The 24,493-nt window shown below is 72.7% G+C and carries 24 protein-coding genes; 5 read left to right on the plus strand and 19 right to left on the minus strand.

The annotated features are described in order from the left end of the window. Window positions 1–183 precede the first annotated feature (183 nt). Complete coding sequence (locus tag OG992_RS05570; RefSeq protein WP_266302579.1) at window positions 184–1,749, plus strand: AMP-binding protein; 1,566 nt, start codon at window positions 184–186, stop codon at window positions 1,747–1,749. Further along, window positions 1,746–2,969, plus strand: a complete 1,224-nt coding sequence (locus OG992_RS05575) for an MFS transporter (RefSeq protein ID WP_266302580.1) — start codon at window positions 1,746–1,748, stop codon at window positions 2,967–2,969. Before OG992_RS05570 ends, OG992_RS05575 begins: the two co-directional genes overlap by 4 nt. A gap of 26 nt (window positions 2,970–2,995) precedes the next feature. Here the strand turns inward: OG992_RS05575 and OG992_RS05580 are convergent, their stop codons facing one another. Together OG992_RS05580 and OG992_RS05585 are read right to left on the minus strand one after the other, a co-directional pair. Then, entirely contained in the window at window positions 2,996–3,976 is a 981-nt protein-coding gene (locus OG992_RS05580; protein WP_266302581.1) for a pentapeptide repeat-containing protein, read from the minus strand. A gap of 493 nt (window positions 3,977–4,469) precedes the next feature. After that, the gene (locus OG992_RS05585; RefSeq protein WP_266302582.1) at window positions 4,470–5,045 is read right to left on the minus strand and encodes a hypothetical protein; all 576 of its coding nucleotides are present in this window, start codon (window positions 5,043–5,045) and stop codon (window positions 4,470–4,472) included. A 221-nt stretch (window positions 5,046–5,266) separates the two neighbouring features. Between OG992_RS05585 and OG992_RS05590 the strand changes: the two genes are divergently transcribed. Both OG992_RS05590 and OG992_RS05595 read left to right on the plus strand, forming a co-directional pair. Further along, on the plus strand, window positions 5,267–6,205 hold the full coding sequence (locus OG992_RS05590; RefSeq protein WP_266302583.1) for a sialidase family protein: 939 nt from the start codon (window positions 5,267–5,269) through the stop codon (window positions 6,203–6,205). A 39-nt stretch (window positions 6,206–6,244) separates the two neighbouring features. After that, window positions 6,245–6,937, plus strand: coding sequence for an SGNH/GDSL hydrolase family protein (locus OG992_RS05595; protein WP_238685763.1), 693 nt, complete (start codon window positions 6,245–6,247; stop codon window positions 6,935–6,937). An 81-nt stretch (window positions 6,938–7,018) separates the two neighbouring features. Here OG992_RS05595 and OG992_RS05600 read toward each other — a convergent pair whose 3' ends face one another. The 12 genes from OG992_RS05600 to OG992_RS05655 all read right to left on the minus strand — a co-directional run bounded on the left by OG992_RS05600 (window position 7,019) and on the right by OG992_RS05655 (window position 18,305). Further along, on the minus strand, window positions 7,019–8,377 hold the full coding sequence (locus tag OG992_RS05600; RefSeq protein ID WP_266302584.1) for a hypothetical protein: 1,359 nt from the start codon (window positions 8,375–8,377) through the stop codon (window positions 7,019–7,021). Beyond that, on the minus strand, window positions 8,374–9,342 hold the full coding sequence (locus OG992_RS05605; protein WP_266302585.1) for an alpha-ketoacid dehydrogenase subunit beta: 969 nt from the start codon (window positions 9,340–9,342) through the stop codon (window positions 8,374–8,376). The genes OG992_RS05600 and OG992_RS05605 overlap by 4 nt, the downstream gene beginning before the upstream one ends. 1 nt (window position 9,343) lies before the next feature. Continuing rightward, complete coding sequence (locus OG992_RS05610) at window positions 9,344–10,315, minus strand: thiamine pyrophosphate-dependent dehydrogenase E1 component subunit alpha (protein ID WP_266302586.1); 972 nt, start codon at window positions 10,313–10,315, stop codon at window positions 9,344–9,346. After that, complete coding sequence (locus OG992_RS05615) at window positions 10,312–11,103, minus strand: DUF3050 domain-containing protein (protein WP_266302587.1); 792 nt, start codon at window positions 11,101–11,103, stop codon at window positions 10,312–10,314. Before OG992_RS05615 ends, OG992_RS05610 begins: the two co-directional genes overlap by 4 nt. A gap of 1 nt (window position 11,104) precedes the next feature. Continuing rightward, window positions 11,105–12,034: a phytanoyl-CoA dioxygenase family protein gene (locus OG992_RS05620; protein ID WP_266302588.1), complete on the minus strand. Its 930-nt coding sequence runs from the start codon at window positions 12,032–12,034 to the stop codon at window positions 11,105–11,107. Window positions 12,035–12,089: 55 nt separating this feature from the next. Further along, window positions 12,090–13,181 (minus strand): 4-hydroxyphenylpyruvate dioxygenase, encoded by a 1,092-nt coding sequence (gene hppD / locus OG992_RS05625; protein ID WP_238685768.1) that lies wholly within the window; start codon window positions 13,179–13,181, stop codon window positions 12,090–12,092. Between the two features lie 75 nt (window positions 13,182–13,256). Beyond that, complete coding sequence (locus OG992_RS05630; protein WP_238685769.1) at window positions 13,257–14,495, minus strand: beta-ketoacyl synthase; 1,239 nt, start codon at window positions 14,493–14,495, stop codon at window positions 13,257–13,259. Then, the gene (locus OG992_RS05635) at window positions 14,492–16,108 is read right to left on the minus strand and encodes a class I adenylate-forming enzyme family protein (RefSeq protein WP_266302589.1); all 1,617 of its coding nucleotides are present in this window, start codon (window positions 16,106–16,108) and stop codon (window positions 14,492–14,494) included. Before OG992_RS05635 ends, OG992_RS05630 begins: the two co-directional genes overlap by 4 nt. Then, a complete protein-coding gene (locus OG992_RS05640) occupies window positions 16,105–16,530 on the minus strand; it encodes a beta-ketoacyl synthase chain length factor (RefSeq protein WP_266302590.1) in 426 nt (141 codons plus the stop codon). The genes OG992_RS05635 and OG992_RS05640 overlap by 4 nt, the downstream gene beginning before the upstream one ends. Window positions 16,531–16,697: 167 nt before the next feature. Next, a complete protein-coding gene (locus OG992_RS05645) occupies window positions 16,698–17,801 on the minus strand; it encodes a beta-ketoacyl synthase (RefSeq protein WP_266302591.1) in 1,104 nt (367 codons plus the stop codon). Further along, window positions 17,794–18,039 carry an acyl carrier protein gene (locus OG992_RS05650; RefSeq protein WP_112587240.1) on the minus strand — a complete coding sequence of 82 codons (246 nt, stop codon included), beginning with the start codon at window positions 18,037–18,039 and terminating at the stop codon, window positions 17,794–17,796. The genes OG992_RS05645 and OG992_RS05650 overlap by 8 nt, the downstream gene beginning before the upstream one ends. Then, window positions 18,039–18,305, minus strand: coding sequence for an acyl carrier protein (locus tag OG992_RS05655; protein ID WP_203119726.1), 267 nt, complete (start codon window positions 18,303–18,305; stop codon window positions 18,039–18,041). Before OG992_RS05655 ends, OG992_RS05650 begins: the two co-directional genes overlap by 1 nt. 15 nt (window positions 18,306–18,320) lie before the next feature. Here OG992_RS05655 and OG992_RS05660 point away from each other — a divergent pair, with 15 nt between their 5' ends. After that, window positions 18,321–19,007: a 4'-phosphopantetheinyl transferase superfamily protein gene (locus OG992_RS05660; protein ID WP_266302592.1), complete on the plus strand. Its 687-nt coding sequence runs from the start codon at window positions 18,321–18,323 to the stop codon at window positions 19,005–19,007. Here OG992_RS05660 and OG992_RS05665 read toward each other — a convergent pair. From OG992_RS05665 to OG992_RS05685, 5 genes are all read right to left on the minus strand, one after another. Then, window positions 18,935–20,323, minus strand: a complete 1,389-nt coding sequence (locus tag OG992_RS05665) for a class I adenylate-forming enzyme family protein (protein WP_266302593.1) — start codon at window positions 20,321–20,323, stop codon at window positions 18,935–18,937. The two genes, OG992_RS05660 and OG992_RS05665, sit on opposite strands and share 73 nt — an antisense overlap. A gap of 288 nt (window positions 20,324–20,611) precedes the next feature. Continuing rightward, entirely contained in the window at window positions 20,612–21,439 is an 828-nt protein-coding gene (locus tag OG992_RS05670) for a M55 family metallopeptidase (RefSeq protein WP_266302594.1), read from the minus strand. Window positions 21,440–21,596: 157 nt separating this feature from the next. Continuing rightward, the gene (locus OG992_RS05675) at window positions 21,597–21,914 is read right to left on the minus strand and encodes an antibiotic biosynthesis monooxygenase (protein ID WP_266302595.1); all 318 of its coding nucleotides are present in this window, start codon (window positions 21,912–21,914) and stop codon (window positions 21,597–21,599) included. Then, the gene (locus OG992_RS05680) at window positions 21,914–23,185 is read right to left on the minus strand and encodes a beta-ketoacyl synthase N-terminal-like domain-containing protein (protein ID WP_266302596.1); all 1,272 of its coding nucleotides are present in this window, start codon (window positions 23,183–23,185) and stop codon (window positions 21,914–21,916) included. The genes OG992_RS05675 and OG992_RS05680 overlap by 1 nt, the downstream gene beginning before the upstream one ends. Next, window positions 23,182–24,456 carry a beta-ketoacyl synthase gene (locus OG992_RS05685; RefSeq protein ID WP_112673494.1) on the minus strand — a complete coding sequence of 425 codons (1,275 nt, stop codon included), beginning with the start codon at window positions 24,454–24,456 and terminating at the stop codon, window positions 23,182–23,184. Before OG992_RS05685 ends, OG992_RS05680 begins: the two co-directional genes overlap by 4 nt. Between the last annotated feature and the right edge of the window lie 37 nt (window positions 24,457–24,493).

Below are 24,493 nucleotides of genomic sequence, written 5' to 3' on the forward strand. Positions count from 1 at the left end.
CAACCTGATCGACGCGATCAAATGTCCGGCGGGCCGCTCGGACCGCCCGTCGGCACGGTTCCGACCAGCCGTTTCCCGCCTAGGCTTCCAGGCGGCGGCGGTGCGGTCGCCCGAGCGCGCCACCGTCGCGTCGTCACCGGGAGCTGCCCGGGGACCGCCGCTTTCTCGGATGGGGGCTGCCGGATGACTGACGGACCCGGGCACACCACTAGCTACGTGCACAGGGTGTTGGACCTCTTCGCCGAATTCGGCGATCGGGAGGCGTTGGTCGGCGCCGATCGGCGACTCACCTACACCGAGGCCGCCGCGCGGGTCCGGGCGATGGCCGCGACGTTGACCCGGCACGGCGTACGGCCCGGGTCGGCGGTGCTGGTGACCGTCGCGAACGCGGTGGAGGGTCCACTGCTGCAACTCGCCCTGCACCTCCTCGGCTGCCGGACGATGTGGGTCGCCCCGGTGACCGCGCGCCGGGAGGTCGACGAATTCATCCGCCTGGCCCGCCCGGACGCCCTGGTCTACGACGCCCGGGACCGGGCCAGTCTGGGCCCGGGTCTGGCCGCCGCGCTGCCCGGCACACCGGTCTGCTGTCTGGGCGCGGGCGGCGCCGGCCCCGACCTCACCGCCGACAGTGACGCCGACGTGGCGGAGCTGCCGGCGTCCGTGCCGGCGCCCGAGTCGTTCCTGCAGACCAGCGGCACCACCGGCAGCCCCAAGCTGGTGCACCACCGGGAGAGCTTCTACGCCCAGATCCTCACCCTGGCCGCCGACTTCCGCGCCGCCGGGTTCCCGTTGCTGCGGCACCTGTCGCACTCGCCGATGTGGCTGGCCAGCGGGCAGATCACCACCCTGTTCAACCTGTTCACCGGCGGGGTGCTGTTCCTGCGTGACGACTGGGACCCGGTGGCCTTCGTGGACACCGTGCAACGGGAGCGGATCAACTCCACCTTCGTCACCCCGCCGATGCTCTACGAGGTGTTGGACCACCCGGCGCTGGTCGGCGCGGACTTCTCCGCCATGTTCATGTTCAACGTGGGAGCGGGGCCCGCCGCGCCCGCCAGGCTGCGCCAGGCCATCGCGCGGTTCGGCCCGGTGCTGCGCATCGTGTACGGCCTCAGCGAAGCCGTCGTGATCACCGCGCTGCCCGGGTTGACCGATGACCCGGAGCACCCGGAGCGGCTGCGGTCCTGCGGTCGACCCTACGGCGACGTGCGGATCGAGATCCGCGACGACGACGGCGCGGTGCTGCCGACCGGCCGCGACGGCGAGGTGTGGGTGCGGACCCGACTGAGCTTCGCCGGCTACCACGGTCAGCCCGAGCTGACCGCGCAGACGCTCGTCGACGGGTGGGTGCGTACCCGCGACATCGGCCACCTCGACGACGACGGCTACCTCTACCTCGTCGACCGGGCGCACGACATGATCGTCACGCATCGCCGGAACTGGGCGATCTTTTGCCGTCCCATCGAGGACGTGCTGGTCGGGCACCCCCAGGTACGGGCCGCCGCCGTGATCGGCGTGCCGGACGAGACGGTCGGCGAGGTGCCGTACGCGTACGTGGTGCTCGGGCCGGGCGCGACGGTCACCGGGGCGGAACTGATCGACCTGGTGACCGCCGAACTCAACGAGATGTGGGCGCCGGCCGCTGTGGAGTTCCTCGACCGGCTTCCGGTGAACCGGTCGATGAAGGTGGACAAGCGGGCGCTGCGCACGCGGTACGCGGCCCGTCGGGCGGCGGCGGTCGGGGCGTGACCCCCCGCCGGCAACTGGTCGTCCTGGTCAGCGCCGACCTGATCTCCAACCTGGGCACCCGCATCTCGGTGGTGACCATTCCGTGGCTGGTGCTGGTCACCACCGGCAGCCCCACCAAGATGGGCCTTGTCGCGTTCGCCGAGACCCTGCCGTACCTGCTGTCCAGCGCGTTGGGCACGCCGTGGGCGGACCGGATCGGCCTGCGCCGTACCTCGATCCTCTGCGACGCGGGCAGCGCGGTGGTGATGGTCGTCGTGGCGCTGACCCCGTGGTTGGGCTTCGTCCCGCTGGTGGCGCTCGTCGCGGTGGCCGGCGCGCTGCGGGGCATCGGGGACCGGGTGAAGCACGTGATGTTCCGCCCGGTCGCGGAGGCCGCCGGAGTGCCGCTGATCCGGCTGACCTCCGCGTACGACGGGCTCAGCCGCGTGGTGACACTGTTCGGCGCCGCAGTGGGCGGTCTGCTGATCGCCGTCTTCGGGGTGACCGAGGCGATCCTCATCGACGCGGCCAGCTTCGGGGTCTGCGCGCTGCTCATCGGTCTCCTGGTCCGCCCGCCGGCCGTCCCGACGCAACCCGCCCAACCGGAGAGTTACCTGCGCGCCCTGCGGGGTGGCTTCAGTTACCTGGGCCGGGACCGGCCGCTGCTCGGCATGCTCGCCGTCATCTCGGCCCTGAACATGGTGGCCAACGCCAGCGTGGCCGTCTACATCCCGGTCTGGGTCGCCCGGGAACTGCCCGGCCCGAGCGGTCTCGGCCTGGTGCTGGCCGCGTTCTCGGCGGGTGCGCTGCTGGGCAACCTGGTGTTCACAGCGCTCGGGCCCCGGCTTCCCCGGCGGCTGACGTTCCTGGTCGGCGCGCTGGTCGCCGGCACGCCCCGGCTGGTGGCGCTGGCGATCAGCGACGAACTGCCTGTGGTGCTCGTGGTGACGTTCCTGTCCGGAATCGGCATCGCGGCGGTCAACCCGCTGCTCGGGGTGGCGCTCTACGAGCGGGTGCCGCCGGAGTTGCAGACCCGGGTGATCGGCATCGCCGGTTCGTTGGCGTTCGTCGGGTTGCCGGTCGGCGCGCTGCTCGGCGGCTGGTCGGTGGACGCGCTGGGACTCACCCCGGCCCTCCTGATCATGGCGGCGGCGTGCCTGGTGGTCACCGCGTACCCGCTGCTGAGCAGGGCCTCCGGCCCGGAGACACCGGCCCGGCCCACCCCCGTCACCACACCCTGACCGACCCCGACCTGCCTCGCGAGGTCCTACCGCACCGCTGCCCGCTCTGCCCGACGGGCCCGGCACTCGGGGTCGTCGCGGTCGGCGTCGGCTGCCGGCCGGGTCACTCCGGGCGGCAGGCGCGTCTGCCCGTTCACGACGGCGCACTGGATGTTCCAATCCAGGAGCAGTCTCGCCCGCTCGACGTTCGCCTCGGTCAAATCGACGCCGAGCAGGTCGACGCCGAACAGGTCCGCGCCCGTCAGGTCCGCGCCCGTCAGGTCCGCGTCGGTCAGGTCGGTACTGGACAGGTCCGCGTCGGTCAGCACGGCAGAACGCAGGCTCGCCTCGACCAGGCTCGACCCGGTGAGGGTGGCGTGGTCCAGTCGCGCCCGGTCCATCTGCACGTGCTGCAGGTCCACCCCGCTGAGGTTGGCGCCGCGCACGTCCGTGCCGATCAGTTCGACGTCGGTCAGGTTGGCGCCGGCCAGGTCCGCGTCGGTCAGATCGGCGTCGGAGAGGTTCGCCCCTTCCAGATTCGCCAGAGTCAGGTCCATTCCGGCCAGGTCCATCCGGCGCAGGTCGGTGCGGGACAGGTCGACGCGGGTCAGATCCGGCCGGCCGCCGATCGAGTCACTGTCGCCCAGCGCGGCCAGAGCGGCCTGGATGTCCACCGGGGGCAGTGCCAGGGTGTCCTCGACGGCGGCCGCCCCCGCGGCCTTGTCGCGGCGGGCCGGGGTGGGAGCGGACACCCCGCCGGTGGAGTGGACACGGACGAACGCCGACAGGATCTGCACCACGGCAGGACGGTCGGCCGCGGAATCGCGCATGATCCGTCGCAGGGCGTAGATGGCACCCAGGCGCACGTCCACCTTCTCGGCGCCGGGCTGCCCCAACTGTTCGATCGACGCGGTGAAACGATCGGTGATCTGCCCCTGCGCGGTGAGGCGTCGCTGCTCACGGTCGGCCTCCTGTTGCGCACGGTTGGCGGCGTTGGTGACGTACAGCCCGACGGCGAGGACGATCACCGACAGGATGCTCCCCAGGCCGAGCAACCGTTGCCACGGGTCCGGTCTGAGTTCCAGGGGGGCGCTCGGGGCCAACTCCAGCCGGGTTGTCGACGGTCGGCGGGGGTGCAGGGCGCGCGGTGCGACGGTAGCTGGCCGAGGCCGTCCACCGCGGGTTGGGCGAACGGGGGCTGCGGTGGGGGCACCGGCACGCCAGGCGGCGCGGACGGCGGCTAGTCGAGCGCGGATGGTCGCCACGACCTCCATTTGACCCGACCTGCGCTACCCCTGCTGTCACCCTCCTCCGGACACCGCGCAAACCGCTCGCCGCCTTCCGCGCCGCGCTCGGTCTCGACGACGCCACCTGGGCCCGAGGACGAGGCTGGGCCCTGTGGAAGGCCCTGATCACCCTGGACGATGAGGACCCGGCCACGGCCGAGTGGGCCGGGCGGGTGCTCGGCGAACTCCTCGCCGAGCACAGGTGGCGCGCTGAACCCGTAGAGGCCCCGGGCCGTCAGCGGCCGGCGGCAGCCGGGGTGGCGTGTTCGGTACGGCAGCGCGGGCAGCGCAGTCGCGTCCCGGCTGCCGTGCGGGGCACCCGGAGCCGCTGACCGCAGCCGCAGGTCACCACCGGGGCCGACGCCCGTAGGTATTCGTCCCGCTCCCGGCGTGGCCACCGGCCGTGGCAGCGGACGCACCACTTCGGTGGGTAGCTGTGGTAGTGGGCCAGGCCGAACGCGCCCGCGACCATCAGCGCGGCGGGGACCAACAGGCCGAGTGGCGCGAGCAGCGCGGCCGGCACTCCACCGACGCCGTCGGAGACCAGCGCGGCGACCACGGTGAGCACGACCACCGGCACGCCGAGCAGTGTGAACCCGAAACCCCAGGCGAAGGCCAGCAGGGACGGCAGGAACATCCACATGCCGCCGGGCGCCCAGCGGCGGACCCCGTACCCGCCGCAGCGTGGGCAGTTCGGCGAGGCGCGGTGCGGCACCGACCGCAACGCCTTCGGGGCCAGCCACTGAACGAGAAGCTTGAGGATCTCCTCGACCAGTTTCGACGCGAGGGCCTGAAGGAACGAACCGAGCATGCGGTCACCTCCGTCGCCGATGGATTCCACGGTCGGCCCACCGCCCATGGTGGGCGGTGGGTGCCAACAGCCGACACCAGCGCGCCGACGCCGCGTCGTCCACGACGCCTATCCGACAGCGTCCGCGCGTTGTTCGTCGGACGTTCGGCTGCTGGCCGCGCGGGCGTCGGCCGGGGACGGCTAGCGTCGGTCGTCGTCACCGCACCTGGAGGCCGCCGCGCATGACGTCGTCACCCACCCGCCGCCGCACCGCCGAGGTCACCGCCGTACGCCGGATCGGCGACAGCGCGCCGCACAGCGCGTTCACCGACCTCGTCCGGTACGCCGGACGTTGGTTCTGCGCCTTCCGGGAGGCCCGCACCCACCTCAGCGACGACGGCGTGATCCGGGTGCTGACGTCGACCGACGGCCGGGCCTGGACCTCCGCGACGGTCATCGCGCAGGCCGGCGCCGACCTGCGTGATCCGCGCTTCGTGACGCGACCCGACGGGCGGCTGCAACTGCTGGCGGCGGCCGCCACCGGCACGGTCACCACGACGTTCCAGACGGTGACCTGGCTCTCCACCGACGGGCACACCTGGGGCGATCCGACCCCGGTGGGCGATCCGGGCGTCTGGGTGTGGCGGGCGGCCTGGCACGACGACGCGATGTACGGCGTCGGCTATGCCACCCGGGAGCCGAGGTTCGCCCGGCTCTACCGCAGCACGGACGGCGTTGACCTGCGTCCCTGGGTGCCGACGCTGTTCGAGGACGGGTACCCCAACGAGTCCGGTCTGGTCTTCACGCCGGACGGCACCGCCCTCTGCCTACTGCGGCGGGACGCGGGCAGCGCGACCGCACAACTCGGCCGGGCCGTGCCGCCGTACCGGGACTGGACCTGGACGGATCTGGGTGTCCAGGTGGGCGGGCCGACGCTGCTCCGACTGCCCGACGGGCTGCTGCTGGCCGGGGTGCGCCTGCACGACGGTGAGATCCGCACCGCGATCTGCGTCGTCGACCCGGGCCGGGGCGAGCTGACCGAGCTGGTCGCGTTGCCGTCCGGCGGTGACACCAGCTACCCCGGCCTGGTCTGGCACGACGACCTGCTGTGGGTGAGTTACTACTCGTCGCACGAGGGGCGGACCTGTGTCTACCTGGCCGAGGTCAGCCTGACCGGCTGAGCCTGGCCGGGCAGCCCGGCGGTCGGCTAGCGTGCCGGCATGCCATCGACGCCCACCGAATCGACTGACCCGTACTGTCTGCGCCCCGGGGAGGCCGCCGAACTGCTGCACGGGCACCAGTGGCGGCGGTTCGTGGCGCTCGGTGACAGCGTCGTGGAGGGCATGTGTGAGCCGACACCGGGCTACCCGGACGTGCAGTGGGTCGACCGGGTCGCCGCCGAGTTGACGGCCGTGAGCCCCGAGCTGGCGTACCGGAATCTGGGTCGACGCGGGCTGCGCGCGCACCAGGTGCGGGCCACCCAGCTCGCCCCGGCGCTGGCCTTCGCACCGGACCTGGCGCTGGTCGTCTGCGGCGGCAACAACGCCTTTCACCCGGCGTACGACGCGGAGGCGGTGGACGCCGAGCTGACCGCGATGATCACCGCGCTGCGCGACGTTGGCGCCGACGTGATCACGGTGGGCATGTTCGACGTCTCGCACAGCCCGGCGGTGCCCGAGCACCTCCGGCGCGGTCTGGGCGAGCGAATGCGCCGCCTGTCCGCCCACACGGCCACCCTCGCCGAACGCCTGAGGACGATCCACGTCCACCTGACCGACCATCCTCTGACGGCCGACCCCACCCTCTACAGCACCGACGGCCGCCACGGCAGCGCCCGCAGCGACGCCATAGCGACAGCCCAAACCCTCCGCACCCTCTCCGGCCACCGTCCCCTTCGCGACCGACGCCGTTGATCATGAAGTTGTTGCCCTCCGTGGCGGCGTGTCGTGGCAATAAGTTCATGGTCAACGATGGCCAGGCGGGCCGGGGCGCGGTCAGTCGGTGAGGAGGATTCCGGTGAGGAGGACGCCGTGGGCCAGGTTGAGGATGCCGTCGCAGCCGGGGTAGCCGACCCTCGCCAGGCCACCAGAGGCGCGCCGACCGAACAGGTATGGGGCCAGGGAGTACGGGACGTCGGCGGTGACCGTCTCACCCGTCTCGATCTGGACGAAGTCCATCGACACCCGGTCGGTCGGCAGGTACTCCTGGAGGATGGCGCCGCCCTGGTCGACGGCGGCCCGCACACCGTCGGCCCAGTCCGCCGCGCTCAACTCCGGGCCGAGCAGGACACCATGCCCGGCCGAACCGTCGGCCGGCTTCGCCACCAGCGCGGCCTGCTCGGCGATGGCCCGGTCGAGCACCGCCGCGGTCAACGGCACCGTGTACGGCACGTGCCGGCGGATCAGTGTCTGGTCGTCGGCGGGCAGCCCGTCCACGTCCTCCCACAGCCAGGCGAACGTGGTCTTGTTGCCCAGCAGCCAGGCCGCCGCCGACACGAACATCGGTAGGGTGCCGGCGGCGAGGGCCACGGTCACCGCGTCCAGGCCGGCGGTCGGGGTGACCCGGTTGGGCACGAACAACCGGAACAACGCGTCGACCGGCGCGCCGTCGACGACCAGGCGGTTGTCGGCGTCCACTGCGGCCGTGGCGACCGGGGCGATGACCAGATCGATGCCGAAGTCGCGGGCCCGTACGGCGAGGGGGTCGAGGATCCGAATGAACGTCTGCGGGTCGTCGAGGCCCGGATAGTCGCCGTCGAAGTCCATCAGCAGCGCCACCCGGGCGCCGTCGGGCAGTCGCAGCTCCTCACGGATCGCCACGAACCGCTGGTCCAACAGCGACGGCGCGGCCCGCACCGGCAGGCCGTCGAGGATGCCGTGCTCCCGATAGAGGCCCTCGTACCGCTGGATGACGGTGTCGGCGTCGAACCCGCCGCCGAGGCTGCTGTCGATGTTGTACTCGACGAACTTCGGCACCCCGGCGGAGAAGATCACGTCCGGGCGGTACGCGGCCAGCAGCGCCTCGGTCAGCGGCTCGGCCTCGTCCAGCAGCCGGGTCTCTCCCGCCGGTACGCCGAGCAGCCGGCGCAGGTCACCGGCGGTGTCGGCCCTCCGACGGCAGGCGTCGAGGATGAGCTGGGCGAGCCGGTCGCAGACCCCGTTGAGTTCCTGCCAGGCGTCGGCGGTGAGCACCGGGGGTCGGGCCAACCGCCACTGCTTGTTGTAGGTGGCCCGGCCGTGGAAGACCTGCTCCCAGGCCGCCGCCCCACTGGCCACCATGGCCCGACGGGCCGGCTCCGGAAGGTCGGCCCAGGCCCGGTCGGCAGCCGGCCACGGATAGTTCGGGTCGATCATGATCCGTCCTTCAGTGTCAGGTGGATGGCGGTGGCGAGCTGGTCCCGGCCGGGCTGGACGGCCCGGTCCAGTGCCGGGGCGAACGGCAGCACCGCCCCGTCCGGGCGGGTGACCCGGCGCGGCGGGGCGAGCAGCCGGACCCGCTCCACCACGCTCGCGATGATCTCGGCGGCCATTCCGCAGGCACGGTTGCCGTCGTCGAGCACCACGAGGCGTCCGGTGCGGGCAACCGACTCGATGAGACCGTCGATGTCGAACGGGTACAGGGTGCGCGGATCGAACACCTCCACCGAGACCTGGTCGGCCAACTCCTCGGCGACGGCGAGCGCGTCGTGCACCAGGTGCCCGATCGCGACCACAGTCACGTCGTCGCCGAAGCGGTGGATCCGGCCTCGGCCCAGCGGCACCGGCGCCAGGTCGTCGACGTCGTCACGCACGTCCATCGCGCCGGCCGGCGCGAACACCACCACCGGGTCGTCGTGGCGGATCGCGGTGACCAGCAGCCCGTACGCGTCGGCCGGGGTGGCCGGCACGACAGTGACAACGCCGACGTGGGCGAAGAGGCTGTACGGGTGGTCGGAGTGCTGCCCGGCCCACCCGGTACGCGAGCCGGAGCCGGGCACCAGGTAGGTGACGGGAACGCTGCACTGCCCACCGGTCATCAGCGGGAACTTGTGCGCGTGGTTGACGATCTGCTCGAAGACCAGGAACAGCAGCGACGGGATCTGGAACTCGATCACCGGCCGCAGCCCGGCCAGCGCCGCCCCGGTGGCGAAGCTGGTGAACGCCTGCTCCGACAGGGGGGTGTCGCGGACCCGGTCGACGCCGAACCTCTTGGCGAGCCCGGTGGTCACCAGCGACGCCCCGACCTGGACGTCCTCGCCGAGCAGGAACACCGCCTCGTCGCGGGCCAACTCGTCGGCGAGGGCCCGGGTGAGCGCCCGGCGGTACGACAGTCGGGGCACCTCAGCCACCTCCGGTGCGGGCGGTCAGGCCGCTGGCGTACAGGTAGGTCAACGCGTCGGCCGGGTCGGGTTCCGGGCTGCCCAGGGCGAACCGCACCGCCGCGTCGAGGGTCGACTCGACCTCGGCGTCCACTATGGCGCGGTCGGTGTCGGTGAGGCGTTCGCCCTGGATGCGCACCGGGTCCCGGGCCCGACCACGGGTCACCTCGTCGGGTGGCCGGTAGTCGAGGCGTACCGCGTGTTCGAAGGTGTGGTGGACGTCGAAGCGGTAGGTCCGGGCCTCGATCAGCTCGGGGCCGCCGCCGGCGCGCATCCGGTCGACGGCGGCGCACGCGGCGACGCGTACCGTCTCGGGGTCCTGGCCGTCGACCCGCACGGCCGGGATGTCGAACGCGGCGGCCCGGCCGGCGATGCTGCCGGCCACCGCGCCGGCGACCGGCATGGTGGTGGCGTAGCCGTTGTTCTCGCAGACGAACAGCACCGGCACCCGCCACAGCGCAGCCAGGTTGAACGCCTCCAGCAGCATCCCCTCGTTGACCGCGCCGTCGCCGAAGAAGCTCACCCCGACGGTGTCGCGGCCCCGGCGGCGCTGCGCCCAGACCGCGCCCGTGATGATCGCCCCGGAGGCGCCGACTATCGCGTTGGCGCCGAGCACGCCGATGCTCAGGTCGGCGGCGTGCATCGAACCGCCCCGGCCGGCGTTGAGGCCGGTGACCCGGCCGCACAACTCGGCGAGCATCCGGGCCGGGTCGGCCCCACGGGCCAGGACGTGCCCGTGGCCGCGGTGGGTGCCGGCGAGCACGTCGTCGGCACCCAGGGCGGCGCAGACGCCGGCGGCGATCCCCTCCTGACCGAGGTACGGGTGGATGCCGCCGACGATCTGCCCGCCGTGGACCAGCTCCACCGCCCGTTCCTCGAACCGGCGGATCAGCCGGACCGTGCGGTAGAGCCGGACCGGGTCGGCGTCGGTCACGCCGGGCCCTTGATGGCGGCCAGGATGTCGTCCCAGAGTCGGGCCCGGGCAGCGAGGGCGGTGTTGACAGTGTCGGCGCACTCCTGCCACTTGGCGTCGTCGTCGCCGCACAGGTCGGCGAGCATCTGCATGGCCATCGGGGTGTGCTGTTCACCGTCGACCTCGATGTGCCGCTCCAGGTAGTCGACGAACGTGTGCAGCCGGTTGCTGTGCTCGTTGACCGAGACGACCTGGGTGAACATGTCCGGGATCAGATCCTCCCGGCCGAACGCGAAGGCCGCCGCCTGGCAGTGCACCGGAGTGGACTCGATGATCTGCCAGGTGGTCGCGGCGAACCTCGCCGACGCGGCCGGCACCCCGGCCTCGGCGAGCGCCTCGGTGACCGGTCGGCCGGCGCGCAGCAGGTCGATGAGCGCGTTCACCGCCGTGGTGTCCGCGCCCGCCTCGGCCATGCCCTGCACGTACAGCTCGAAGTGGCTGATGTAGCCGCCGCCCAGTTCGTCGCTCTCCTCGACCATGACGATGTCGTTGATGAGGCGGCGGCTGCCGGTCGGGCCGGTCGGGATCCACGGCACCGCGACGCAGGTCAGTTGCCGTTGCAGCGACTTCAGCAGGGACATGAAGTCCCAGACCGCGAAGACGTGGTGCCGCATGAAGGTGACCAGCGCCTCGTGGGTGTCGAGGTTGGCGTAGAGCGGGTGCTTGACCACGGCGTCGCGCCGGTCGGTCACCGCCCGCTCCAACCGTTCGATGCCCGGGTGCGTCTTACCCCAGTCGTACCGTGACATGTCAGCCTCCCTGCTGGGCGCGGTGGCGCCAGATGACCGGGCAGTAGTCGGGGTCCGCGTAGTCCGGCCGCCCGTCGTGGGTGCGGCGGACCAGCACGTCGTGGTTGTACGCGGCGAACGTGCCGTCGGAGAGCGCATACTCCCGCCAGGCGTTGTCGCCGTCCTGCAGGTGCAGCGAGATCGCCTGTCGGGGGCGACCGCTGACGTTGGGGCCGCTGCCGTGGTAGGTGCGGCAGTGGTGGAAGCTCATGTGTCCCTTGGGGATCACCATCGGGATCTTGCGGATCTCCGCGCCGTTGTACGCGGCGTTCTCGGCCAGCATCTCCTCCAGCTGGCTGTGGTCCCGGTCGGCGAAGTGCCGCACCACGGTGTCGTCCGCGCCGATCTCCCTCCACCGGTGCGAACCGTCGACCATCGTGATGGTGCCCATCTCCTCCCCGCAGTCGTGCAAGGGGATGAACGCGGTGAGCATCTTCTCCGACGACGAGGACGCCCAGTAGTGCTTGTCGAAGTGCCAGGGCACGATGTTGCTCGGCTCGCCGGAGATCGGCGGCTTGTAGATCAGCGTGGACTGGAAGACCCGGATCTCGTCGACCTGGGCGAGCCGGGCGGCGACAGCGCCGAGCAGCGGCTTGCGCAGGATCGCGCCGAGCCCGTCGTGCTCGTGGTGGACGTAGTCGTTGTGCCGCTGCACCGGGCCCTTGGAAGGCTCCCAGTAGGCCAACTTCGGTGGTCGTACCGGCAGCCGCCGGTCCCGCTCCCCGTCGTAGTAGCGCTGCGTGGCGGCGGCGAGGGCGTCCACCTCATCGTCGGTGAACACCTTTTTCGACAGGTACCAGCCGTGCTCGGCGTAGTGCCGCACGTCGTCGTCGGACGGCAGCAGCGCCTGCTCCTCGGCGGTCAACGTCGGCTCGTACTCCGTCGCGGTCACTGTGCCTCCTTGGTTCGCGACTGCGGGGCTCGCAAACCCGGCTCACTCCTCGCGCTCACGCCCCCACCCCCTGTGGCGTGGCCGCCACGGCGGCCAGTTCCCGCTCCTTGGCCTCGTAGAGCGCCTTGATGTTGCCGCTGCCGAAGCCCCGCGCGCCGCGCCGCTCGATCAGCTCCAGAAAGAGCGTGCGACGCACGTGCATCGACTCGGCGAAGATCTGCAACAGCTGGCCGTCGTGGTCGGAGTCGACGAGCACACCCAGCTCGCGCAGCCGGTCCAGTGGGGCGTCGATCCGACCGACCCGCGCCTCCAGGGCGTCGTAGTAGCTGGCGGGGGTGCCGGCGAAGCGCACCCCGCGCCGGCCCAGCGCCTCGACCGCGCCGACGATGTCGTCGGTGCGCAGCCCCAGGTGCTGCACTCCCCCACCGGCGTGCTGGTCGAGGAACGCGTCGATCTGCCCGGGCCGCCGGGTGCGGTCCGGTTCGAGCAGCACCACTGTGACCCGCCCGGACGGACTCTGCACCACCTTGGAGTTCATTCCCTGCCCGTCGACCTCGATGTGCTCCTCGAAGATCTGCGCGAAGTCGAACAGCGCCTCGAAGTGCCGGACCGTCTCGTCGAGCTGACCCGGTGGCACGCAGACCGCCAGGTGGTCGATCTCGGCGAGCACCGGCGGGTGGCCGTCCGCCGTGGACGGCGCCGCGATGATCGCGCCGGGCAGGAACTCGCCCCCCTCGCCCCGGCGCTGCACCAGCCGGTGCCGCACGTCGGCGAAGCCGTCCACCTCGGCGATCACCACCTCGGCGTCCGCGCCGGTGCGGGTGGTCGGCGGCGTCACCCCGATCGCGCCCCGACCCACCAGCTCGGCGTACGCGGCCGACACGTCGTCGACCTCGACGGCGACGACCCCGATGCCGTCACCGTGGCGTTGCACGTACCGCGACGCCGGATGCTCGGCGCTCAGCCCGGAGGTGAGCAGCAACCGGATGTCGCCGTGGCAGAGCAGCAGCGAGCGCTGTCCCGCCAGCCCGGTCTCCGGACCACCCTGGCCACAGATCTCGAAGCCGACGGCGGTGCTGAAGTAGAAGGCCGCCTGTCGGGCGTCCCCCACATAGAGTTCGATGTGGTCGATACCACGGATGTCCATGTCCCCTGAAACCCTTCCCACCCGATTCCCCCTGTGTTGCCGTCCGGGCACACCCCGCCCGGGTTGCCGCCTCGATCACCCCCTCGGCTCGGCGACGCGCGCCAGCAGCAGGCTCACGTTCTGGCCGCCGAACCCGAACGAGTTGGTGACCGCGTACTCCAGGTCGGCCTTGCGCGGCGCGCCACGGATGTGGTCCGCCGGGCAGGCCGGATCCGGATCGTCGAGGTGGTACGTCGGCGGCAGCAGCCCCCGACCGAGCGCCAACGCGGTGGCCGCCGCCTCCAGCACCCCGGACGCGCCGAGCAGGTGACCGGTGAGCGCCTTGGTGGAGCTGACCGGCACACCGCCGACGCCGAAGACGTCGGCCAGGGCGGTGGTCTCCGCGATGTCACCGAGCTTCGTGCCGGTGCCGTGCGCGTTGACGTAGCCGACCGCCGCCGCCGGCACACCGGCGCTGCGCAGCGCCCGGCGGATGCACGCCGCCGCTCCGGTGCCGTCCGGGCGGGGGGCGGTCGGGTGGTAGGCGTCCGTCGTCGCGCCGTGGCCGGCCACCTCGGCGTACCCGGCGACGCCGCGCGCCGCGGCGTGCTCGGCGCGTTCGAGCACCAGCAGCGCGGCACCCTCGGACAGCACGAACCCGCTGCGGGAGGTGTCGAACGGGCGACTCGCCCGGCCCGGGTCGGTGCCGGCGCGCGCCAACGCCCGCGCGTTGCCGAAGGTGTCGGCGAAGGTCGGGAAGAGCGGCGCCTCGCTGGCTCCACAGATCACCACGTCGACCTCTCCGGTCGCGATGAGCCGCACCCCGTCGGCGACCGCCTGGGCACCGGAGGCGCAGGCGGTGCCGACCGACGAGCTGTAGCCCCGAATACCGTGCGCGATGGCGATCCGCGCCGCCGGCATGTTCGGCAGGATCCCGGTGAGCAGGTACGGGCTGACCGCCGCCCGACCCCGGGCCGCCCGGGCCAGCACCTGCGACTCCAGTGTGGCCATCCCGCCGACCCCACCGACGATCACACCGATCCGCTCGGGGTCGACGTCGCGGCCCACCTCGATGCCGGCGTCGGCGAGAGCGTCGGCGGCGGCGAGCAGGGCGAGGACGACGATCCGGTCCAGCACCCGGGTCTCCGGCCCGGACGCGACTGTGCGTGGGTCGATGTCGGGCAGCAGGCCCGCCACGTCCAGCGACGTGCTCGCCGGGTGCCCCTCGGGCGGGCGGGTCAGCCCGGACCGACCGGTGGTCAGCGCGTCGAAGGTTTCCTCGACACCCCGCCCGACCGGTGTGAACAGACCCATCCCCGTGATCAACGCGGTCACGAGCTGGCCTCGGTGAGGTAGCGCTCGCGCAGGACCACCTTGCGGACCTTGCCGGTCACGGTGACCGGGATGTCGGCCGAGCGCACCGGCACGACCCGACGCAGTGTGGCGCCGACGTCCGGGCCGAGGGCGGCGCGGACCCGCTCGGTGCGGTCCTCGGCCTCGTCGGCGCCGGCGGCCAACTCCAGCAGCACGTCGGTGACGACCGCGCCGGTCTCGGCGACGATCACCACGGTGCAGTCGGTGACGTCCGGGCAGGCGGCGAGGATGCGCTCCTCGGACAGCGCGGTGTAGAAGCGCCGCCCGTCACCGGCGTCGACCGAGTCCACCGCCCGGTCCAGGTGGTAGTAGCGGCCGTCGGCGTCGGCGCGGACCAGGTCACCGGTGAGGTACCAGCCGCGCTGGCGGAAGCGGTAGGTGGTGACCGAGTCGTTCCAGTAGCCCCGGAACAGCGACGGCGAGTCGATGCCCAGGAAACCCACCTCGCCGACCGGCACCGGCTCGCCGTCGGCGTCGAGCACGGCGACAGTGGCGAACCGGTACGGGCGGCCGATGCAGCGGCCGTACCGGTCGGTGTCGGCGCGGTGGGTGATGTGGAACATCGAGTGCCCCATCTCGCTGGAGCCCAGCCCGTCGATGAAGACCGAACCGGGCACCTTCGCCACCCCGTCGCGGGTGACGGTGTCGTGCCAACCGACAGCGACGAGGCGGCGGATGTGCGGCTCGTGCGAGGCATCGCCGGTGTTGAACCACAGCCGCACCGAGTCCAGGTCGTACCCGGACAGGTCGAAGCGGGCCAGCTCCGCCCAGGTGACCGAGAAACCGAACACCCCGTCGGGGCGCCAGCGTTGGATGGCGTCCAGCACCCGCTCGCCGCCCTGCTCGGAGAGCAGGAACATCTGCGCGCGGTTGCCCAGCGCCTGGTTGACCATCAGCACAGTGGCGGTGTGCGGTGCGGGCAGCGCGTTGAGGATCCGGGTGGTGCCCTGCGCCTGCGGCATGGTGAGCAGGTGCCGGGTGGCAGCGAAGAGGCTGGCGTGCGAGTGCAGCACCGCCTTGGGCACCCCGGTCGTCCCGGAGGTGTGGGTGATCACGATCGGGTCGTCCGGGTGGTGCCGGTAGTGCGTCGGGGCCGTGTCCGGGTCACCCGTGCCGGCCTGCGCGGGGGTGCCGAGCACTGGTACCCCCAGGTCGTGCCCGGCCAGCAGCGCGGTGTGCTCGCCGTCGGCCAGCACACCGACGCCCCGCAGGCGGCGGATGTACTCGGCGGCGATCTCCGGGCGGAGCTTGCCGTTCATCAGCGCCGGGATCGCCCCGAGCCGGGCCAGCGCCAGGTAACTGAGCACCATGTCGGCGGCGGCGGTGGCCCAGACCGCGACCGGGTCGCGGGGGCGTACCCCGTGTTCGTGCAGCCAGGCGGCGCGGGCGGCGACCCGCTCGTCGAGCCGCCCCAGTGTCAGTGGCGTCTCGGCGGGGTGCCCGTCGACGGCGGTGTCGAAGGTCAGGCCGGGCCCGTCCGGGTCGGCGCCGTGCGCCAGTACCCGGGCCAGGACGTTGCCCGCACCCAGCTCGGTGTCGGCGGCCAGTGCGCCGCGCAGTCCCCGTGTCCTCATTGTCGTGCTCCTCCCCCCAGTAGCACCGCGACGGCCTCGGTCGGCCCGTCGGGTGCCTGTTCGATCAGGATCAGCAACACCTCGTCGGCGTCGCCGTCATCGCGCAGCAGGTCGGCCTCGGCGACACCGTCGGTGTATGGGTCGCCGGTCGGGCAGAGGCAGACCACCGGCCCACGCAGGTCCCAGCGGGCCGCGAGGTGCCCGGCGACGCTGTTGGGCACGGACTGGAAGAAGAACAGCGGGCCGATCCGCCCGCCGGCCTCGACGGTGGCCCGTACGTGTCGGGCGCTGGCGAGATCACCGCTGGCGCTGACCAGCACGATCCCCGTCCGCACTCCGGCGGGCACTCCCGCCGACCCGTACCCCCGCCGCAGACACCGCTCGGCGACGGCCACCACCACCGGCGCGAAGTCCGAGTGCACAAACCCCGGCACCCCCGCCGCGCCACCGTCCCCACCCTCAGGCCAGAAGGCCCGAGCCCGCTCCCCGGCCCGCTCCCCCGGCGATCTTGCGGTTTCGGTCGTCGTTTCGAGTCGTTGGTCGGATTCGTCGGGGCAGAAAGTGCACGATCGCGGGGAGTGGGGGGCGGTCATCCGACGCCGACCAGGAGAGCGGTGTTGGCGCCGCCGAAGGCGGCGTTCAGGGTCAGGGCATGGGTGGCTTCCGTCTTCTGCGGACGGTCCTTGACGACGTTCAGGGGGCAGGAGTCGTCGGGGCCCAGCCAGCCGGCGTTGACCGGCAGTTCGCCGTGGCGCAGCGCGAGCGCGGTGACCACCAGTTCGAGCAACCCGGACGCCTCCAGCGCGTGCCCGTGCACCGACTTCGTGGAGCTGACCGGGACCCGGGTGGCGTGCCCGCCGAGGGCCCGACGCAGGGCGGCGGCCTCGGCGGCGTCGCTCTGCGCGGTACCGGTGGCGTTGGCGTTGACGTAGCCGACGGCCTGCGGTGGCAGCCCGGCCCGGCGCAGCGCGCCGTCGACCGCGCGGGCCAGCCCGGCGCCGCCGGGTTCCGGCTGGCAGGGGTGGAACGCGTCGCCGGCCCGCCCCCAACCGACCACTGTGGCCACCGGATCGACACCGCGTCGTCGGACGGTGCTCGACTCCAGCACCACAGCGGCCACGCCGTCGCCCAGCAGCAACCCCCGGCGGCCGACGCTGAACGGGCGGACCGCCCCGTCGACCGCGAGGGCACGACCGGCGTCGAAGAGCGCGAACTGGTCCGGCTCCACCAGGTAGCCGGCCGCGACCACGACCCGCTCGACGTCACCCCTGGTGATCCGGGCTGTCGCGTCGGCCACCGCCGTGCTCGCCGACACGCAGGCGCTGGTGTAGACCCGGGTGTGACCGGACAGTCCACATCGGGCGGCGAGCTGACCGGCGAGCACTGCCGGCGTCGGGCCCACGGCCGGGCCGCCGTGCACGGCCAGCAGCAGGGCGCACCCGGCGCGCTGCGCGCGGTGAAGACCGGCCGCACGGCAGGCCGTGTCGATCGCGGCGACCAGCTCGTCCGCGAGCGGACCGACCTCGGGCACTGTGGCCGCCACCGTGACCCGGCGGGCGGCGGTGTCGAATCGTCGCACCTGTCCGAACGCCGGCACCCCGGCCAGCACACCGGCGAGCTGCGCGTCGGCGCCCCGCCCCAGGGCGCTGACCGCGTACACACCGGTGAGCTGGGCGACGCGCGCCTCAACCATCTGCGGAGGCGGTCAGCGACGCCCGGAACACCACCAGGGCGTCGTCGACGGTGCGGATGCCGGCCAGCTCGTCGTCGGTGAGGTCGAGCCGGCGTTCGTAGCGCTGCTCGACGAGGTGCACCAGCCAGGCAAGCTCCATCGAGCCGATCCGGTCGGACACCTCGGCAGCCGGTTTCGCGGTGAGTTCGGCGAGCATGGTCATCAGGTCAGCTCGCCCCAGATCGGGCTGACCGCTCATCAGCCTTTGTCGCTCGTCGCCTCGGTGACGCGATTGGCGACCATCGTGGTGAACTCGCCGACAGTCATGAGGGCGAGCTGCTCCGACTCGTCGTCGGCGAACGTCAGGCCGTACCGGTCCTCGACCCGGACGGACAGGTCGGCCAGGGCGAGAGACTCCAGGTCGACGCCGGACGGGCCGAGCGTGGTGTCGTCGTCGAGCCCCTCGACGTCGTAGTTCATGTCGGCGAGCTGCTCGACGACGAAGGCGCGGACCTCGGCTCTCATGGATACCCTCTCTGCGTGGCTCAGCTGACGGTGTCCGGTCGGGACACCGTCTACGTGTGGGTCGGCCGGGACACCGGCGGTCAGCCGGATCGGGCCGCTGTGCTGGTGCGGCGAGCGGGTGCTCTGCTGCTCGGTCACCCGGAGACCGGGCTGGTGCTGACGCACGACCGCGACGGACGGCCGGTCGTCCGGGTCGCCGAGGTGACCGGGTCGGTCGAGCTGGCGGTCAGCGTCAGCCGCACCGCCGGGCTGGTGGTGGTCGCCGCCAGTCGGGCCGGCGCGGTCGGGGTGGACGTGGAGCGGATCCGCCCGCTGCCGGCGCTCGCGCTGGCCCGCCGCTGGTTCCCGCCCACCGAGCTGGCCTGGTTGGGCGATCGGCCCGAGGCCGGCCGGACGGTGGACTTCCTGCGGTTGTGGACCGCCAAGGAGGCGGTCGGCAAGGCGCTCGGGCGGGGGTTGCGCGGCGGCGGGCTGCGCCGGTTGATGCCGCCGCCGGGGCTGCCGTTGCGACAGGTGCCCGGCGCCGAGCCCCTGCGGGTCGGTCACCCGCGGCTGGGCGGGGGCCTCGTCCTGGCGGTCGCCATACGGGCGAGCACGCAGGTCGACGTCGAGGTGGTGCAGCGGCCCGGTCACGGGGTGACCGCCGAACGCAGCGCGTCGGTCGAGCGGACCAGCTTGCCGGTGGTGGTACGGGGCAACTGATCGAGCAGGTGCAGCGCCCGGGGCCGTTTGTAGCCGGCCAGCCGCTCGGCGAGGAGCTTGTCCAGCGTCTCCTCCGACAGCGGGCCGTCGGGTTGGACGTACGCGGTGATGCCGTCGTCCCAGACCACCACGGCGGCGGCCACCCCGGTCAGCTCGGCGACGGTGGCCTCGACCTCGGTCAGGTCGACCTTCATCCCGCCGACGGAGACCTGCGAGTCGAGTCGACCGCGCACCGTGACCAGGCCGGTGTCCACATCGACGGTGCCGGCGTCGCGGGTGTGCAGCCAACCGTCGGACCAGCGGGTCGGGTCGCTCAGGCCGACGTACGGCGACGCCGGGCAGGACACCCACAGCTCACCGCCGGACTCGCGGACCTCGATCCCGGGGGCGGGGGCGATCGACGGTCGGTGTGACCCGTGCAGGTCGGTGCCGATCACCCCGACCTCGGTCATCCCGTACATGTTGCCCAGCGGCACCCCGTACCGGTCGGTGAACGCCCGGGCGACGGCGGCCGGGACCAGCTCGCCCCCGGTGGTCATCCGCCGCAGCTGCGGCAGTGGCCCGGTCGGGCGGGTGGAGGCGAGCAGTCCGATGTGGAACGGCACTCCGAGCACCGTGGCCGGTGTGGTGCCGGCGCTGATCGCGGCCAGCACGGCGTCGCCGCTGAGCCGCTCCGGCGGCACCAGTTCGACCCCGGCGTGCAGCCCGTAGAGCAGGCCACCGACCAGGCCGAGCACGTGCACCATCGAGGGCAGCAGGATGATCCGCTCGCCGGGCAGCGCCACCCCGTCGATCCGGGTGTAGCGGTGCACCTCGGCGACCAGGTCGGCGGCGGTGCGGCCGATCACCTTGGACGGGCCGGTGGAGCCGGAGCTGAGCTGGATCACGGCGTGGCCGCTGACCGCGGGGCGGTCGGCGTACCGGGTGACGCCCTCGGTGACGTCGACGAAGATCTTCAGCGCGCCGCCACCGGTTCGCACCGGAGCGACCACCACCTGCGGAGTCAACCGGGCCAGCGCCCGGTCGACCTCGTGGTCGGTGAGCCGGTGGTCGAGCAGGATCGCCTGCCCCCCGGCGCGCCAGGTGGCGAGCAGGTTCACCACGTACGCCAGCGACGGTGGCAACCGCAGCGCCGCGGCACCACCGGGGCGCAGTCCGGCGGTGGTCAACCGGTCCTGCGCGGCGGTGACCAGCCGGTGCAGGGTGGCCCGGTCGACGGGCTCGGGCAGACGGAGACAAACGTCGGTCGGGTGGCCGACGAAGAGGACTTCGTCCACCCAGCCGGGGTCGGTCGCCGTAGGATCTTCTGCCGTCACTGCCGTTCACCGCCCAGCATGAAAGAGGGCGAATCCGCCCATCACGTACGCTTGTCGGGGTGCTGCGGGGAACCATACGACCACCGACGGCGGCATTGCTAGATGCGAATGGATGGATCAAAAGCAGCGGCCAGCCGGATTGCCGACAGCCCGTTCGGCGGGCAGGATCGGGCGGCCGACTTGGCGGAGCGTCACCGAGGCATGACCCCTCGCACAACCGGCGGGCCGGTGTCAGCCGGACGGCCGATGGCGTCGCGGTTGTCCGCCGAGCCCGACGGCTCTCGGACGCTAGGCGGGTTTGATGCCGGCGAGGTGGACCAGCAGCTGAACCAGCCGGTACGCCTCGGCCACGTCGACGGCGTGGAAGGCGACCGTCCGGCCGCCGCCGACGCGGACCACACCCGGCACCAGGACGGCGAGGTCGACCATGTACGGGCCGTAGAGGTCGATCTCGACGTCCAACGGCCCGGCCATCGTCGCCGGGGGAATCGAGGCGCGCCGGGCGATCGCGTCGGCGGCGGCGCGGCGCAGCCGCTCCCGCGCCTCCTGCGGATGCACTGCCACCGCGGCGGCCTGCCCCAGGGTCTGCTTGACGGCGACGGTGACCGCCGAGGGCACCAGCTCACGGAATTCCGCGCAGGCGGTGTCGTCCCCGCTGAGCAGGACGACGGGCACGTCCAGGTGGCCCGCCATGGCGACGTTGAGGCCGATCTCGCCCAACGACCGGCCGGCCACCCGCACGTCGAGGACGGCGTCGCTTATCGTGTGGGCCAGGACGGCGGGCCCGGCACCGGCCCGAGCGTGATAGCCGACGAGCAGAACGGCATCCGTGTGCTCGTCCAGCCCCGCGAGCATGCCCAGCGGCCGGGGTTTGCCCCGCACGAGGTGAGCACGCCGGTCGAGGTCCTCCGGCAGGATGTTGCGAAACGTTCCGTGCGCGTCGGCGACCCACACCACCGCCTCGGGTTCGGCATCGAGGACCCCGGCGATCACCGCGTTCGCCTCGGCCGTCATCAACGCCCGGCCCCGCTCGTAGTCGTACCGATCCGGGTTCGTCTCGCTGGGGTGCACGACCCCCGAGATGCCTTCCAGGTCCACCGAGATCAGCACCTTCATGGCTCCAGGACCCTACGCGCTCCCGAGAAATACGGCCCGCCCCACCGCGCCGATCTTGCAGTTTCGGTTGCTGTGATGCGTGGAATGTCCATGATGTCGCGACAGTAAGTGCAAGATCGCGGAGAGCGGGCGGGGGCGGGGGCGGGGCGGGGAGCCGTCAGGCTAGGGCTGGGGTTTGGGCGTGGATGTGGAAGCGCAGCGAACGGGCGTTGGTGAAGCACTCCCGCATCGGGCGCACGAGGTCCCGGTGCTCCGGGCTGCGTTCCCAGTCTTCGAAGTCGGCCAGGCTCGCCCACTCACTGGTGATCAACCACTGCTCCGGGTCGGTCGACGACCGGCACACCTGGTCGACCAGGTGCCCCGGCACACCGCCGGCGACCAGGTGCCGCACCTGTTCGTACGCGGCGAGGAACTGCTCGGTGCGCGGTACCGGCACCCGTACCAGAAAGACCACCCGGGCCCGTTTGTCGCTCATCACGCCTCTCCCCTCATCGGCGCGGCCCCACGCAGGACCAGCGCGCTGTTGAACCCGTCGAAGCCCCGCGCGCAGATCAGGGCGAGTCGGTTTCGCGGTCGGCGGTGCTCGCGCAGGAAGTCCAGCTCGCAGCCCTCGGCCACCTCGTCCGGTCCGGCCGACGCGGGCAACGTGTCGTGGGCGAAGGCGAGCAGCGCGGTGGCCACGTCCAACGCCGAGCCGCCCTGGTACGCCCGACCGGTCAGCGGTTTCTGCGTGGTCACCGGGGGCGGCCGGTCGGCGAACACGGCCCGCAGCGCCTCGGCCTCGCTGCGGTCGTAACGGGGCACGCCGAGAGCATCGGGCAGCACCACGTCGATTCCGGCGGCGGCGACGCCCGCGCGGTCCAGGGCCAGCCGCATCGCCCGCGCGTACTGGGCCGGGTCGCCGCTGCTCTCCGCCGTGGTGTGCGCGGCGTCGTGGGTGGAGCCCCACCCGCTCACCTCGCCGTAGACCCGGGCGCCCCGGGCCAGGGCGTGCCCCAACTCCTCCACCACGAACACGGCTCCACCCTCGGCCGGCAGGTAGCCGCTGGCCGTGGCGTCGAACGGCCGGTACGCCCGCTCCGGGTCGGCGACGTCACTGAGCAGCCCCGAGCGCAGCTGGCAGGCGAGCGCGTACGGGCTCAACGGGCACTCGGTGGCCCCCGCGATCACGACCGGGGTGCCCCGGCGCACCGCGCGGGCGGCGTGCGCCAGGCTGTCCAGCCCGCCGGCCGACTCCGCGACCAGCACCCCGCTCGGGCCCTTGAACTGGTGGTGGATGGAGAGCTGCCCGACGCTGGCCGCGTAGAACCAGGCGATGGACTGGTACGCCCCGACGGTCCGCGACGTGCCGCCCCACAGCCGTTGCAGTTCCCGCTGACCGAACAGGTTCCCCCCGGACGAGCTGGCCAGGGTCACCGCGTAGCCGTACGGGTCGGGGGCCCGGTCGGGCAGGCCGGCGTCGGCCAGCGCCAGCCGGGTGGCGGCGAAGCCGAGGTGTGTCCACCGGTCGGTCTGCACCAACTGGCGACTGTCGGCGTAGGAGTCGGCGGTGAAGCCGGGCACCTCCCCGCCGAAGCGGGTCGGATAGCCGGCCGGGTCGAACAACGTGATCGGCCCGGTCCGGCGGGTGCCGGCGAGGACCGTGCGCCAGTGCGCGTCCGCGCCGATGCCGCTCGGCGCGACCACCCCGATGCCGGTCACCACCGCCCGGGCCGTCGCGCCGGCACCGTGCGAAGCGGCGCTCACGCCGCCACCGCGCCGAGCATCCGACGGAAGACCATCGCCGACTGGAAACCGCCGAACCCGCTGCCCACCGAGAGGGCAACGTCCACCGGGACCTCCCGTGCCTCATTGGGTACGTAGTCCAGGTCGCACTCCGGGTCCCTGGTGCTCCAGTTCGCCGTCGGCGGCACCACACCGAACTCGATGGCCAGGGCGCACGCGGCCATCTCGATCGACCCGATCGCGCCGAGCGAGTGCCCGACCATCGACTTGATCGAGCTGATCGGTATCCGGTACGCGGCCTGACCCAGCGCCCGCTTGAACGCGGCCGTCTCGTGTCGGTCGTTCTGCCGGGTGCCCGAACCGTGCGCGCTGATGTAGGAGACCTGTTCGGGCAGGATCCGGCCCTGCCGTAGCGCGTCGGTGACGGCGAGACCCATCTCCAGCCCGTCCGGCCGCAGCCCGGTCATGTGGAAGCCGTTGCTGCGACTGGCGTAGCCGGCCACCTCGCAGTAGATGTGCGCTCCCCGCCGCCGGGCGTGTCCGGCCTCCTCCAGCACCAGCACCGCCCCGCCCTCGGCCAGCACGAACCCGTGCCGGTCGGCGTCGAACGGGCGGGAGGCGTGCGCCGGGTCGTCGTTGTCCGGGCTGGTCGCCTTGATCGCGTCGAACGAGGCGACGGTGACCGGCGAGATCGGCGAGTCGGACGCGCCGGCCAGCATCACGTCCGCCTCACCGTCCACGATCATCTGGTGGGCGTACCCGATGGCGTCGATGCCGGAGGTGCAGCCGGTGGACACCACCTGCGCCGGGCCGTGCAGCCCGTGTCGACAGGCCACGTCCGCCGCGAGACTGCTGGGCACCAGCGCCTGATAGAGGTACGGGCCACCGCGCGCCCCGTCCACCAGCCACCGTCGACCGTGCTCGCTCACCGTGACGTACTCCTGCTCCAACGCCATCGTGCCGCCCACCGCCGTGCCCAGCACCACCCCGGCGCGATCCCGTTCCGCGTCCGTGAGCACCAACTGGGCGTCGGCCACCGCCTCGGCGGAACAGGCCAGCGCGAACTGCACGTACCGGTCGGCCCGGCGTCGCTCGGCCTCGCTCAGCCCCGCCGCGACCGGGTCGAAGTCGCACTCCGCCGCGATCTGCGACCGGAACGCCGACGGGTCGAAGAAACTGATCCGCCGGGTGGCGGTCCGCCCCTCGGTGATGGTCTTCCAGAAGCGGTCCCGGCTGGCGCCGCCCGGGGCGACCACCCCGATACCGGTCACCACCGTGCGGCGCCCGGTCATCGCGTCACCTCTGTTCGCGACTGCGGGGCTCGCAAAC

Source organism: Micromonospora sp. NBC_00362 (assembly GCF_026342155.1).
GTDB classification, from domain to species: domain Bacteria; phylum Actinomycetota; class Actinomycetes; order Mycobacteriales; family Micromonosporaceae; genus Micromonospora; species Micromonospora hortensis.